We start from the raw sequence: 13,504 nt of genomic DNA on the forward strand, positions 1-13,504 counted from the left end.
CCATCCAGAATCTTCTCCACTACAAGTACCTTCTTCAGTTCTGCTCTGGTCAATGTCATAAACTCCTGTCCCATAGTGACATTATCTCAGAACAGTTACACCGTGACATTATCACGGAACAACAACACCGGGCTTTTGACATTGTTGTCATCTCGGGACGGATGTGATAACTTAGTAGTAATGTTTTTGGAGCTAGTCGGCTAGGGGGAAATGACCACATGTATCTGCACGGAACGAGCAGAATTAACGAATTCGGCCGGCTCGAAATCGGGGGGTGCGATACGCTCGCGTTGGCGGAGCGGTTCGGCACGCCGCTCTATGTCTACGACGAGGAGCTGATTCGCCGCCGCTGCCGCGAATACGTCGATGCGTTCCGTGGATCGGGCTTCGAGTTTCAGGTTGCATACGCCTCGAAGGCGTTCTGCACGATGGCGATGTGCCGGATCGCGGACGAAGAAGGACTGTCGCTCGACGTCGTCTCCGACGGCGAGTTGTATACGGCGCTGCGCGCGGGATTCCCGCCGGAGCGCATTCACTTCCACGGCAACAACAAGACGCCCGAAGAAATCGAGATGGCGATCGACGCCAAGATCGGCTGCTTCGTCATCGACAACTTCACCGAGCTTCGGCTCGTGAACGCCATCGCGGAATCCCGCGGCGTCAAGGTGAAGGCGCTGTTCCGCCTGACGCCCGGCGTGTCCGCTCATACGCACGAATATATCTCGACCGGACAGACGGATTCGAAGTTCGGCTTCGATATCGGCAACGGGGCGGCGATGGCGGTGATCGAGGAAGCCGCCGGCTTGAGCTCGATCGAAGTGCTGGGCGTTCACTCGCATATCGGCTCGCAAATTTTCGAGGTCGAAGGCTTCCGGCTCGCCGCCGACAAGGTCGCTTCGTTCGCCGCCGACGTCCGCGACCGGCTCGGTCTCGTCTTCTCCGTCATCAATCTCGGAGGCGGCTTCGGCATCCGGTACGTGGAAGGCGACAAGCCGCTGCCGGCCGGCACGTACGTGCGCGCGATCACGGATGCGGTGCGGGAGCAATTCACCAAGCGCTCGTACCCGCTGCCGCAGATCTGGATCGAGCCGGGGCGCAGCATCGTCGGCGACGCCGGCACGACGCTGTATACGGTCGGTTCGATCAAGGATATTCCCGGCGTGCGCAAATACGTCTCCGTGGACGGCGGCATGACGGACAATCCGCGTCCGGCCCTGTATGACGCGGTCTACGAAGCGATGCTCGCCAACCGGGCGAACGAAGAGGCTTCGGAAGTCGTCTCGATCGCGGGCAAATGCTGCGAGAGCGGCGATATGCTGATCTGGGATTTGCCCTTGCCGTCGCCCAACGCTGGCGACCTGCTGGCCGTGTCCTGCACGGGAGCCTACAACTATTCGATGGCAAGCAACTATAACCGCATACGCCGGCCGGCGGTCGTGTTCGTCCGGGACGGACAGGCCGATCTGGTGGTAAAGCGCGAGACGTACGAGGATGTCGCCGGCAACGATGTCATCCCGGAGCGGCTGCGCAAGAAGGAGGTCCATCAGGCATGAAACAAGCGAAAATCAAGATGGCAAACGGAGCAGAGATCATCCTCGACCTGTTCGACCAAGACGCCCCGAATACGGTGGCGAACTTCGAGAAGCTGGCCAATTCCGGTTTCTATAACGGCTTGACGTTCCACCGGGTCATCCCGGGGTTCGTCGCCCAGGGCGGCTGCCCGAGAGGCAACGGAACGGGCGGTCCGGGTTATACGATCAACTGCGAGATCAACCCGAACAAGCATGAGCGCGGCACGCTTGCGATGGCCCACGCCGGACGCAACACCGGCGGCAGCCAGTTCTACATCTGCTATCAGCCGCAGCCTCATCTGGACGGCCATCACACCGTGTTCGGCAAAGTGGTCAAAGGCATGGAGCATGTCGACGCGTTCAAAGGCCACGACCGGATGGAATCGGTGGAAGTTTACGAGGTGTAATTCCCGCAAGTCCAATTGCATACGTCCGTTTGCCTTCGGGGCCGGGTGCAATTCCCAACCGGCGGTGATGGACGCGGCGCGCTGAAGGCGGCCGCGTCACGAGTCCGCGACCCGCTCGCCGCCGCGGACAGCTTCCCTCTCGATTCGGGAGCCGTCCGCGGGCGCGCGGCTGATCCGGTGCGATTCCGGAACCGACAGTGACAGTCTGGATGGGAGAAGGCTAACGGATATCGTTTCTGGTGTCGGCGAGTTTCGTTTTCTTGTACTCGTTCGTGCTTTTTTTCACATATCCGAAGGGCGCTCACGGCTTGACGTGGCGCTTGCTTGGTTGGGATATGCCGGGATCGGGATCGGCGCGCCGCCGGCGCGTATGGTACCCTGCGGAGATGTCCGCATGCGAACAGACTGGCGATTTCGACACGCGGCACCGGATTCGGAACGCCCGCATTCGGGCGTTCGTTTGGCATCCCTTCAGGCCCCTTTATTTGTTCGCGGTAACGCGGACAGTTAAAGGGGCTTCTGTTGTTATCCTCAATCTCGCGGAAAGGCGGTGAGGCCGATGACGATCACCGAACGGCCTCCTGAATTAAACGGCGAATCGTATATGAGACTTGCACTCCAGCTTGCGGAATCGGCAGCCGGACAGACCGCTTCCAACCCGGTTGTCGGCTGCGTCATCGTCAAGGGAGGGCGCATCGTCGGCATGGGGGCCCATCTCCAGCGGGGCCATCATCACGCCGAAGTGCACGCTCTGCTGATGGCGGGTTCCGAAGCGGCGGGCAGCACGGTATACGTGACGCTGGAGCCGTGCAGCCACTTCGGCCGTACCCCGCCTTGCTGCGACAGGCTGATCGCCGAGAAGGTGAAGAAGGTCGTCGTGGCCTGCCTCGATCCGAATCCGCTGGTCGCGGGAACCGGCGTGGAGCGGCTGAGGGCGCACGGCATCGAGGTCGAAGTCGGGCTGCTGGAGGAAGAAGCGAAGCGGCTCAACGAGAGGTTCTTCAAATACATCGTTCACGGCATGCCGTTCGTGACGCTGAAAACCGCCTGCACGCTCGACGGGCGCATCGCCACCAAAACCGGGGACAGCAAATGGATTTCGAACGGCGAATCGCGGAAATACGTCCATACGCTCCGGCATCGCCATCAGGCGATTATGGTCGGGGTCGATACGATTATCGCCGACGATCCGCAGCTTACGACGAGGCTGGATGTGCCCGCCCTTCATCCGGTTCGGATCGTCGCCGACTCGAAGCTGCGCATTCCCCTTGATTCCCGGGTCGTTCGGGACGGCGAGGCGAAGACGATCGTGCTGACGACCAAGCAGGCGTCGCTGGAGGGCATTCGCCGGCTGAACGCTTACGGCGTCGAAGTGATGCGCTGCGGCGACGGACCGCAAGTAGACCTGCGTCTGGCGATGCGGATGCTTGCCGAACGGGAGATTTCTTCCGTCCTGCTCGAAGGGGGCGGCCGTCTGAACGGCGCGATGCTGGAGGCCGGCCTCGTGGACCGCGTCGTCCTCTTTATCGCTCCGAAGCTTGTAGGCGGGGAGAAGGCGCCCCCCGCGTTTAATTGGGCGGGCGTCGAGCGGATGAAGGACGCGCTTAAGCTGGAGCGATTGTCCGTGACGACGTACGGAGACGATCTGTGCGTGACCGGTTATCCGGTTTATCCGGACGGCTGGGGCGAGCCGTCATCGGACGGATCGGCAGGCAAGAGAGAAACCCCGGTGACGCCGGCTGCCAAGGAGGAGATTTCAGATGTTCACGGGATTGGTTGAAGAAGTCGGGACGCTGCGTGCGGTCAGCAGGCAAGGGGAAGCCATGGTGCTGACGCTGAATGCCCGGCTTGTGCTGGAAGATGTGTCGCTGGGCGACAGCATTTCCGTCAACGGCGTTTGTCTGACCGTCGTCGGGTACGACGCTTCCTCGTTCACTGTAGACGTCATGCCGGAGACGTATCGGCAGACAAATCTGAGCAAGCTGACGCCCGGCAGCCCGGTTAACCTGGAGCGGGCGATGAAGGCGGACAAGCGGTTCGGCGGCCATATCGTGCAGGGCCATGTCGACGCGGTCGGCACCATCGTCTCGCGGACGCCCGAGGCGAACGCGGTCGTCTTCGAGCTGAGGGTGGAGCCCAAGTCGGCCATGCGATACATTGTGGACCGCGGCTCCGTGACGCTTGACGGCATCAGTCTGACGGTCGTCAGGGCCGGGGAAGACACGTTCACCGTCTCGATCATCCCCCATACGCTGGCCCAGACGGCTCTCCGATATAAAAAGCCGGGCGATACCGTCAATATCGAGACGGATATTCTCGGCCGATACATCGAAAAGCTGCTTGCCTACCGGTCGGACGGAGGCTTGCCGGGCGGCCGGGACGCCGGCAAAGGTTCGCGCTTGACCGCCGAGTTTCTGGCCGAACACGGATTTTGACCCATCCGCGGAACGAAAAATAAACCAAGCAGCTCGACTCGACGAGAGAGGCGGCAGCAGGAGGGAAACGACATGAGCGACATGAAGCTGAACGGGATCGAAGAAGCCATCGAGGACTTGAAGCAAGGCAAGCTCATCATCGTCGTCGACGACGAGGACCGCGAGAACGAAGGCGATTTGATCGCCCTGGCGGACAAAGCGACGCCGGACGTGATCAACTTCATGATCAAGGAAGGCCGCGGGCTCGTCTGCGTGCCGATCACCGAGGAGCGGGCCGAGGAGCTCGACTTGCCGCCGATGGTGAATCACAATACGGATTACCACGGTACGGCGTTCACCGTCTCGGTCGATCACGTATCGACGACGACGGGCATCTCCGCCCACGAGCGGGCGATGACGATCCGGGCGCTGATCGATCCGGAAGCGAAAGCGTCGCAATTCCGCCGCCCCGGCCATATTTTCCCGCTGATCGCGCGCAAAGGCGGCGTGTTGCGCCGCGCGGGACATACGGAGGCGGCCGTTGACTTGGCTCGCATGTGCGGCTCTTACCCGGCGGCGGTGATCTGCGAAGTCATCAAGGAAGACGGCACGATGGCGCGTCTGCCGGACCTGATGGCGTTCGCCCGCCGGCACGGGCTGAAGGTGATCTCGATCCGCGACCTGATCGCGTTCCGCAGCGCGAAGGAAAAGCTGGTCAAGCGGGAAGTCGAGACGCGTCTGCCGACGGATTTCGGCACGTTTACGGCCATCGGCTATTCGAACGAGATCGACTTCAAGGAGCATGTCGCCCTCGTCAAAGGCGAGATCGACCCCGACAAGCCGACGTTGGTGCGCGTGCACTCGGAATGCCTCACCGGCGACGTGTTCCACTCTCACCGGTGCGATTGCGGTCCGCAATTGGCGGCGGCGCTGAAACAGATCGACGAAGCGGGCAGCGGCGTGTTATTGTATTTAAGGCAGGAAGGCCGCGGCATCGGATTGATCAACAAGCTTCGCGCCTACGCGCTTCAGGAGCAGGGATTGGACACCGTGGAAGCGAATATCAAGTTGGGTTTCGCTCCCGACCTGCGCAATTACGGCATCGGCGCGCAAATCTTGAAGGATATCGGCGTGCGCAAGCTGCGGATCTTGACCAACAATCCCCGCAAAATCGTCGCGCTGGAGGGTTACGGACTCGAGGTCGTCGAGAGGGTGCCGCTGCAGATGGAGGAGCATGAGGACAACCGCAAGTATTTGCGGACGAAAAAGCTGAAGCTCGGCCATATGCTGCAGTTCCCGGACCTGCAGGAGCAGCCGGTTGCGGCCGAAATCCATAACGAATCGAAAGGATGATCGACATGAAACAGTATGAAGGCCATCTCGTCTCGCAAGGGTTAAAATACGGCATCGTCGTTGGGCGGTTCAACGAGTTCATCACGGGCAAGCTGCTGTCCGGCGCGCTGGACGCGTTCAAGCGGCACGGCGCGTCCGAGGACGACATCGACATCGCGTGGGTTCCGGGCGCTTTCGAAATTCCGCTGATCGCGCAGAAAATGGCCGAGAGCGGCCGTTACGACGCGGTGGTGACGCTCGGCGCGGTGATCCGCGGATCGACACCGCATTTCGACTACGTCTGCAACGAAGCGGCCAAAGGCGTCGCGGCGATCGCCCTGAAGACGGGCGTGCCGACGATCTTCGGCGTACTGACGACCGATTCCATCGAGCAAGCCGTGGAGCGCGCGGGAACCAAAGCCGGCAACAAAGGCTGGGAAGCGGCGACCGCGGCGATCGAGATGGCGAACCTGACGAAGCAGCTCGGCCAGTAATCCGATGAAGGTCCTGTACAAGCTCGAAACATTCGAAGGGCCGCTGGACCTCCTGCTGCATCTCATCGAAAAAGCGGAAATCGACATCTATGACATACCGGTGAGCACGATCACGGATCAATATCTGGAGTATGTCGCCCAGATGCAGGAGCTGGAGCTTGAGGTCACGACGGAATTCCTCGTGATGGCGGCGACCTTGCTGTCGATCAAGAGCAAAATGCTGCTGCCGAAGCCGCCGCCGATCGAGCCGGAATGGGAAGACTTCGAGACCGAGGAAGAGGACCCGCGGGCCGAGCTTGTCCGGCAACTGCTCGAATACCGGAAATACAAGCAAGCGGCCGAGCAGCTCCGGGACAAGGAATACAGCCGCAGTCTCGTGTATTCCCGGGAGCCGGCGGATCTGACGCCGTACGCGCCCCAGGTTCAGGAGAATCCGGTGAAGGGGCTGCACGTCGCCGATCTGCTGCTGGCGTTTCAAAAAGCGCTGAAGCGCCAGGCCGCGCGGCAATCGATTGCGACCATCCGCCGGGACGAAATATCGGTCAAGGACCGCATCGCCGAGATCGTCCGGCTGCTGCGCGGGCGTGAGGACCGGACGGTGATGTTCTCGCGGCTGATCGACGAGAAGGCGTCCCGCGAAGAGATCGTCGTCACGTTTCTCGCCATCCTGGAGCTGATGAAACGCAGGGTGATCGTGTGCTACCAGCACGGGCGGTTTGACGATATCGTGATCCAGGGCAGGGAGGAAGGTTGGACCGGGAATGACCTTGACATTCAAGCAGATGAAGTCGATTATTGAGGGGCTTTTGTTCGTGGCGGGCGATGAAGGGCTGGAGGCGAAGCAGCTTGCGGAAGTGCTGGAGACGGACACGATGCTGGTCCGGGAAGCCGTCACCGAGCTGAAGCGGGAGCTGGAGGAGCAGGATCGCGGCGTACGGATCGCCGAGATTGCCGGCGCGTTCCGGATGACGAGCAATCCCGACCACGCGCCGTATTTGCAGCGGCTCGCCTACTCGCCGACGCGGTCGAACTTGTCGCAGGCGGCGATCGAGACGCTGTCGATCATTGCGTACAGGCAGCCCATTACGCGCGTCGAGATTGAAACGATCCGGGGCGTCAGCTCCGACCGCGCGATTCAGACGCTTGTGGCCAAGCAACTGGTTGAAGAAGTCGGACGGGCCGACGCGGTCGGAAGGCCGATTCTGTACGGAACGACCAAGATGTTCCTCGATTATTTCGGCCTGAAAAGCTTGGAAGATCTGCCCGCGGTCGAAAGCTTGACGGTCAGCGAGACCGATCTGGAGGAGGAGACCCGTCTGCTGTTCCAGAAGCTCCAGGACGCCAAACAGTTGACGATCGACGATTTGCCGCCGATCTGACCTCATCTTGCATTTATGGTCTGCATTCGAGAAAAGCTAACTCCGACGGCAGCGGCTGGTCTGAAGACCGGCCGCGGGCATCGGAGTTTTTTTATGGCTGGGGAGTGGGCGGTATGTCCCTGATGATTTGGGCGGCAGTCTCGGGAGGTGTGCTGCTCCTCGCGGGATTGCTGCTGGCGAGCCGGTTCCAATTCGAAATTTTGGCGAAACGGCACGGCGAATACGATTACGCCTCCGTTAAAATCACGGGGTTGTACGGACTGTTCCTCTGGAAGGCGGAGCTGACCTCCGCCCGGCTTCAGATGGGAAGAATCGTCGTGGAATCCGGCAGCGTCAAAGGCTCCAAGGGCGGCTTTAGGCGGCTGAAGCGGATGCGCAAGATCCGTCGCCGCAAGAAGGCGGTAACGCAGGACGATCTCGTTCAATATGCGAGGAAAGCCAGGCTGATGCTGAAGCATATGCGGAACTTTCTCGATTTTCTGCGAAAGTCCGCCAAGCACCTGCATTGCGCCCGCCTGCATTGGGACGTGAATATCGGGCTGGGCGACGCGGCGCTCACGGCGACCGCCGCCGGCGCGATCTCCGGCAGCCTGTACACCCTGCTGGGGATCGTGACGCGTTGGATGACGCTCGATTCCGTCCCGACCGTTGCGGTCTCGCCGGATTATGAGCGGCGAACGTTCGACTCCAGGCTGTCCGCGATGCTGTGGATGCCGGCTTGGCGCTTTATATGGGTATGGTACCGGTTTGCGGTGACCAACCGGGAGATGCTTAAGAACATCCGGAACTGGCAGACGGAAGGACAAGCCCGTCCGGAGCCGACCGCTTAGACGGAGGGACGATTATCGTGAAGCCCCACATGAAAAAAGGAAGGGAGGGGGAACCTAAGGTACGTATGCCATACAGGCTGACAAGGAGGTTAACCATGTCCGAGCATCCCATACAAGGTCTGATGAAGACCGCCATGGAAAACATCCGCGAAATGACGGATGTCAATACGATCATAGGCGATCCGGTCAACACGCCGGACGGCGTTATTTTGCCGGTATCGAAGGTAGGCTTCGGCTTCGCGGCGGGAGGAAGCGAATTCCAGGTGGAATCCGAAGGGAACGGCGCGGGCGAAGGCCGGCATCCGTTCGGCGGAGGCAGCGGCGGAGGCGTGTCGATTACGCCCATCGCGTTTCTCGTCGTAGGGCAAAACGGGGTAAAAGTCGTGTCTTTGGACAATCAGACGCACTTGTACGAAAAAATAATCGACTCCGTGCCGAAGGCCATCGACCGCATTCAGGAGATGTTCCGCAAGGACGAGAACGACGGGGCGTCCGAAGCCCCGCCCATCGAGATCCCGGATCTGGAAGCGGACCGGGGCTCCCGCGAGTTCCATCGGGTGTGAACGATATTTCAAGAGGCCGTTTCCGCAGGCGGGCCGTCCAGCCGGAGAGACGGCCTTGTTTTTTGCGCTTTCAACAAGTTTACGCAGATTTTAATTGGCAAAACCTTCCCGTTCCCGGATAATGGTACGTAAGGCCGCGCAAAGAGACGGGGCGGCCACTAACGATCGGGAGGGTGCCGGATGAAGCGGGAACGCCGGGCGTGGGTTCTGTACGACTGGGCGAATTCAGCCTTCGCCACAACGATGATGGCCGCGGTGCTGCCGGTTTATTACAGCAGCGTCGCCGCTTACGGAATCAATCCTCAGAAAGCGACCTCGTATTGGGGGCTGACGCAGTCGGCCGCGACCTTCATTGTCGCTGTATTGTCGCCGCTGCTGGGAGCGATAGCGGATTATTCGGGCATGAAAGCGCGATTTTTGAAAGCGTTCGCTTTGCTGGGCATATTAGGTTCGGGGCTGATGGCTTTTGTCGGTCAAGGCGATTATCTGTTGGCATCCGTCATCTATTTGATCGGTTCCGTCGGATATATGGGGGGCAACGGCTTCTACGATTCGCTGCTGACCGATCTGGCGGCGCCGGGCGAGCGGGACCAACTGTCCGCGCGGGGGTACGCGGGCGGATATATCGGCGGGGGATTGCTGCTCGCCGTCAATCTGCTGATGATCGAGAAGTACGAGTGGTTCGGATTCGCCGGCAAGACGCAAGCGACGCAGGCCGTTTTTATTACCGTCGCGGTCTGGTATCTCGCCTTTGCGATGCCGATGTTCCTGACGATTCGGGATAAGTCGGGAGTAAGAGGGCTGAGGCTCGGCGCTTATACGAGAGCGGGCTGGTCGAGAATCGCGCAATCGCTCAGGTCGCTGCGGCGATATCCGGAGCTGCTCAAATACATGCTCGCGTTCTGGCTGTACAACGACGGCATCAGCACCATCATCTCGATGGCGACAATCTACGGAAGCGAGATCGGCATCGGGACGTCCCATCTGATCGCGGCGCTTCTCATTACGCAATTCGTCGGCATTCCCTTCACTTACGCCTTCGGAGGGCTTGCCAAGCGGATCGGCGCCAAAAAAGGGCTTTATTTGTCGCTGAGCGTCTATGTCGTGATCGTCGGCCTCGGGTATTTTATGACGAGCGCCCTTCATTTTTATGCGCTGGCGGTTATGGTCGGATTCGTCCAGGGAGGCAGCCAGGCATTGTCCAGGTCGATTTTCAGCCGGCTCGTTCCTGCCGACCGTTCCGCGGAATGGTTCGGCTTCCTGACGGTATCGAGCCGGTTCTCGGCGGTGCTGGGTCCGGCGGTCTTCTCGCTCGTCGGCTTGTGGACCGGATCGAGCCGGTTGGGCATTCTCGCGCTGCTCGCTTTTTTCGTCTCGGGCATATTCCTGCTGATGAAGGTAGACTTGGCCAAAGGGGAGCGCGAGGCGTCGGCCGCCCATGCTTGATGGGCGACGATCGTAGAATAAGGGGAGGAGGCCGGGGCCGCGACAGGGCGGTTCCGGCCTCTTTGCGCCGGCGCGACGCAAACCCCGAATAACCTGTCCGGGGGACGCATATACATGGACAAGAACGCGGGTACAGGCTCTGCCGTCCCGCATGCAATCCGCCGGCGCCAGCTGCCGCGCCCCGAACCAGCCGCCGTCTTGCCGCGGAATGCCGCTTCCGGGCGACGGAGGCCGCCAACTTCTCTCTTATGGGAGGTCGCCATGAATCGAACACGTCCGTATCCGATAGCCATCGTCGCGTTGCTGCTGTCTCTTGCCCTTGCGGCCGCGTTCTTGCCTCCGCTCGCCCATGCCGCTCCGGAGCCGCCGCGCATCTCGACCCAAGCCGAAGGCGCCGCTCTGATCGACGTCGCTTCGGGACGGCTGCTGTACAGCAAGCAAGGAGACAAGCGGATGCGCATCGCCAGCCTGACGAAGATCATGACGGCGATTGTCGCCATCGAGAACGGGCGGCTGTCCGACCGGGTCAAGGTAGGGGCGTCCGCTTTCGGAAAAGAAGGTTCGTCCATCTTCCTCAAGCTGGGGGAGGAGATGAGTCTGGAGCATATGCTGTACGGGCTGATGCTGCGGTCGGGCAACGACGCGGCCGTGGCGATCGCGGAGCATGTGGGCGGGTCGCTGGAAGGGTTCGTGCTGCTGATGAATCAGAAGGCGGAACAACTCGGACTCGCCAACACGCAGTTCCGCAACCCCCACGGGCTGGACGAGGAGGGCCATTATTCCTCGCCTAACGATATGGCGGTCTTAACCGCATACGCCCTTCGCAATCCGACCTTTCGGGAGATCGTCAAGACGAAAGTCGCGCGCGTGCCGAATCCGGACGAACCCTGGGACCGCCTCTGGCATAACAAAAACCGGATGCTGTCCTTGTACGAAGGGGCGGACGGAGTCAAAACCGGCTACACGAAGCTGGCTCACCGCTGTCTCGTCTCATCGGCCACGCGAGGGGGGAGGCAGTTGGCCGTCGTCACGCTGAATGACAGCGACGACTGGCTCGATCACCGCCGGCTGCTCGATTACGGCTTCGAGAACTACCCGCTCACGACAGTCATCGCGAAAGGTACGGCGGTCGAATCCGCGCCCGGAGGGGAGACGTGGGAAGCGGGACGCACCTTCTATTATCCGCTCTCGGCCGGCGAATCCGCCAAACTGTCCACGCAGCTCGTTCCGATCGACACGCGTTCGGCTTCTTACCGGCTGGGGGAGAGGGGCGTCATGAAAATCCTGTTCGACGGTCAGACGGTCGGGGCCGTGCCGTTGTACGCCCCGGGCAGCCCGCAGTTGAAGCAGACCGAGCGGTACGCGCAGACGGCGTATCGAAGCGGCGATACCGCGGCCGAATTGACGGGCTGGTCGGCATGGACGGCGCGGCTGCGAGGCGTGCTGCGGATATTGTTAACCGGGGAGGGGGGCGAGAGCGCATGGTGAACTGGGTGTGGCTGTTCCTGATCTTGTCGGGGATCGTCTTCGCGGCGATAAACGGCCGGATGGACGACGTGACGCAGGCGGTGTTCGAAGGGGCCAAGACAGGCGTCACCGTAAGCTTCGGCTTGATCAGCGTGCTGACCTTCTGGCTCGGCATGATGCGGATCGCGGAAGACGGCGGGCTGCTTCGCATCTTGACCCGGGCGATTGGTCCGGTCGTCCGCAGGCTGTTTCCGTCCGTGCCGGCGGGCCATCCCGCGCTGGGTTATATCATGTCGAACATGAGCGCCAATATACTCGGTTTGGGCAACGCCGCGACGCCTATGGGCATCAAGGCGATGCAGGAGCTGCAAAAGCTCAATCCCGACAAAGAGAAAGCGAGCGCGGCCATGTGCACGCTGCTCGCGATCAATACGGCAAGCATCACGCTGATCCCGACGACCGTCATCGCGGTCCGGATGAACTTCGGTGCCGCCAATCCGACCGATATCGTCGGCACGACGCTGCTGGCGACGATCGTCTCGACCGCATTCGCCATCCTGCTCGATGCCTGGTTCAGACGGAGGCACAGCCGGTCGTCCGGCGCTTAACGCATATCGAACCGCGAGGGGAGACGCAAGCTTGCTCCCCGGCCGGTCAAACGGAATGGGGGGCATGGCCCGTGTACGGCCTCATCGCCATCTTGTCCGCATGGGCGATTCCCGCGCTCATCGCGTTTATACCTTTATATGCGGCCTACCGCAAGGTTCCCGTCTACGAGTCATTCGTATCCGGGGCCAAGGACGGCTTCGATACGGCCATCCGCATCATTCCGCACCTGGTCGGCATGATGGTGGCGATCAGCGTGTTCCGCGCATCGGGCGCGATGGACGGCATCATCGGTCTGATCCGTCCGGCGCTGGAAGCCGTCGGCATTCCGTCCGAGGTGGCCCCGCTGGCGTTCCTGCGGCCGATAACGGGTTCGGGGTCGCTGGCGTATACGGCCGACTTGATGAAGACGCATGGAGCCGACTCCCTGATCGGCCGCATCGCTTCAACGATCCAGGGGAGCACGGATACGACGCTGTACGTGCTGACCGTTTATTTCGGCGCCGTCGGCATCCGCAACGCCCGTTACGCTCTCAAGGTGGGGCTGCTGTCCGATCTGGTCGGCTTCCTGGCCGCCGTTGCGGTCTGCAGCGTCGTGTTTTAACCGCCCAACCTTTTTTATTGGCATACCATCAGGACATTTCCGTCCGGATCTTTAAAGTTAAACCAGTGCCCATGTTCGATGCCGGTGAGAAGTTTAACTTGATGTTTTTTCATCTATTCATACGCTTGCTGTCCAATATAATGCCCGCCGTGCCTTGCGCAGGCAATATATACAAATGGCCGAACAGGATATCTCCTTCGGCCGGCAAATTCAAAATCTGCAATACCAATCTCTTGCTTTTTCGATAGGGCTGACGGGAATAAAAACGCAACGGATCTGATTTTTGATCGGGCTTGACATCTCACATGTCCTCCTCATTTTATTCAGGTCCGTCAGCGTCGGACGCCGAAGTCGGGAACCGGGGTGCGAATGTCCCGAAACGTGCCTGCGG

Annotated in this window: 14 protein-coding genes, 1 pseudogene and 1 riboswitch; of the genes and pseudogenes, 14 read left to right on the forward strand and 1 reads right to left on the reverse strand. The window is 60.8% G+C overall.

Features of this window, described 5'->3' with window-relative positions:
• The first annotated feature begins 218 nt into the window (after positions 1 to 218).
• The 14 genes from lysA to FE781_RS15630 all read left to right on the forward strand — a co-directional run bounded on the left by lysA (position 219) and on the right by FE781_RS15630 (position 13,113).
• Positions 219 to 1,553, forward strand: a complete 1,335-nt coding sequence (gene lysA / locus FE781_RS15565) for a diaminopimelate decarboxylase (protein ID WP_138790542.1) — start codon at positions 219 to 221, stop codon at positions 1,551 to 1,553.
• Complete coding sequence (locus FE781_RS15570; protein ID WP_138790543.1) at positions 1,550 to 1,978, forward strand: peptidylprolyl isomerase; 429 nt, start codon at positions 1,550 to 1,552, stop codon at positions 1,976 to 1,978. Before lysA ends, FE781_RS15570 begins: the two co-directional genes overlap by 4 nt.
• A 27-nt stretch (positions 1,979 to 2,005) precedes the next feature.
• Positions 2,006 to 2,203: riboswitch (FMN riboswitch) on the forward strand.
• Positions 2,204 to 2,537: 334 nt separating this feature from the next.
• On the forward strand, positions 2,538 to 3,758 hold the full coding sequence (gene ribD / locus FE781_RS15575; protein WP_138790544.1) for a bifunctional diaminohydroxyphosphoribosylaminopyrimidine deaminase/5-amino-6-(5-phosphoribosylamino)uracil reductase RibD: 1,221 nt from the start codon (positions 2,538 to 2,540) through the stop codon (positions 3,756 to 3,758).
• The gene (locus FE781_RS15580; RefSeq protein ID WP_138790545.1) at positions 3,739 to 4,413 is read left to right on the forward strand and encodes a riboflavin synthase; all 675 of its coding nucleotides are present in this window, start codon (positions 3,739 to 3,741) and stop codon (positions 4,411 to 4,413) included. Before ribD ends, FE781_RS15580 begins: the two co-directional genes overlap by 20 nt.
• 72 nt (positions 4,414 to 4,485) lie before the next feature.
• Complete coding sequence (locus tag FE781_RS15585; RefSeq protein WP_138790546.1) at positions 4,486 to 5,745, forward strand: bifunctional 3,4-dihydroxy-2-butanone-4-phosphate synthase/GTP cyclohydrolase II; 1,260 nt, start codon at positions 4,486 to 4,488, stop codon at positions 5,743 to 5,745.
• Between the two features lie 5 nt (positions 5,746 to 5,750).
• Positions 5,751 to 6,218, forward strand: a complete 468-nt coding sequence (gene ribH / locus FE781_RS15590; protein WP_138790565.1) for a 6,7-dimethyl-8-ribityllumazine synthase — start codon at positions 5,751 to 5,753, stop codon at positions 6,216 to 6,218.
• A gap of 4 nt (positions 6,219 to 6,222) precedes the next feature.
• A complete protein-coding gene (locus FE781_RS15595; RefSeq protein ID WP_138790547.1) occupies positions 6,223 to 7,017 on the forward strand; it encodes a segregation and condensation protein A in 795 nt (264 codons plus the stop codon).
• Positions 6,986 to 7,597, forward strand: a complete 612-nt coding sequence (gene scpB, locus FE781_RS15600; RefSeq protein ID WP_138790566.1) for an SMC-Scp complex subunit ScpB — start codon at positions 6,986 to 6,988, stop codon at positions 7,595 to 7,597. Before FE781_RS15595 ends, scpB begins: the two co-directional genes overlap by 32 nt.
• A gap of 113 nt (positions 7,598 to 7,710) precedes the next feature.
• Positions 7,711 to 8,427: a DUF2953 domain-containing protein gene (locus FE781_RS15605; RefSeq protein WP_138790548.1), complete on the forward strand. Its 717-nt coding sequence runs from the start codon at positions 7,711 to 7,713 to the stop codon at positions 8,425 to 8,427.
• Between the two features lie 95 nt (positions 8,428 to 8,522).
• On the forward strand, positions 8,523 to 8,990 hold the full coding sequence (gene ytfJ / locus FE781_RS15610; RefSeq protein WP_138790549.1) for a GerW family sporulation protein: 468 nt from the start codon (positions 8,523 to 8,525) through the stop codon (positions 8,988 to 8,990).
• 180 nt (positions 8,991 to 9,170) lie between these two features.
• Positions 9,171 to 10,436: an MFS transporter gene (locus FE781_RS15615; RefSeq protein ID WP_138790550.1), complete on the forward strand. Its 1,266-nt coding sequence runs from the start codon at positions 9,171 to 9,173 to the stop codon at positions 10,434 to 10,436.
• 261 nt (positions 10,437 to 10,697) lie between these two features.
• Positions 10,698 to 11,924 carry a D-alanyl-D-alanine carboxypeptidase family protein gene (locus tag FE781_RS15620; protein WP_138790551.1) on the forward strand — a complete coding sequence of 409 codons (1,227 nt, stop codon included), beginning with the start codon at positions 10,698 to 10,700 and terminating at the stop codon, positions 11,922 to 11,924.
• Positions 11,918 to 12,511: a nucleoside recognition domain-containing protein gene (locus FE781_RS15625; RefSeq protein WP_138790552.1), complete on the forward strand. Its 594-nt coding sequence runs from the start codon at positions 11,918 to 11,920 to the stop codon at positions 12,509 to 12,511. The genes FE781_RS15620 and FE781_RS15625 overlap by 7 nt, the downstream gene beginning before the upstream one ends.
• Before the next feature lie 71 nt (positions 12,512 to 12,582).
• Positions 12,583 to 13,113 (forward strand): spore maturation protein, encoded by a 531-nt coding sequence (locus FE781_RS15630; protein WP_138790553.1) that lies wholly within the window; start codon positions 12,583 to 12,585, stop codon positions 13,111 to 13,113.
• Positions 13,114 to 13,127: 14 nt separating this feature from the next.
• Here the strand turns inward: FE781_RS15630 and FE781_RS17895 are convergent.
• Positions 13,128 to 13,413: pseudogene (locus FE781_RS17895) on the reverse strand (VOC family protein).
• Positions 13,414 to 13,504: the final 91 nt, after the last annotated feature.

Origin of the sequence: Paenibacillus thermoaerophilus (assembly GCF_005938195.1) — a bacterium.
GTDB classification, from domain to species: Bacteria; Bacillota; Bacilli; order Paenibacillales; family Reconciliibacillaceae; genus Paenibacillus_W; species Paenibacillus_W thermoaerophilus.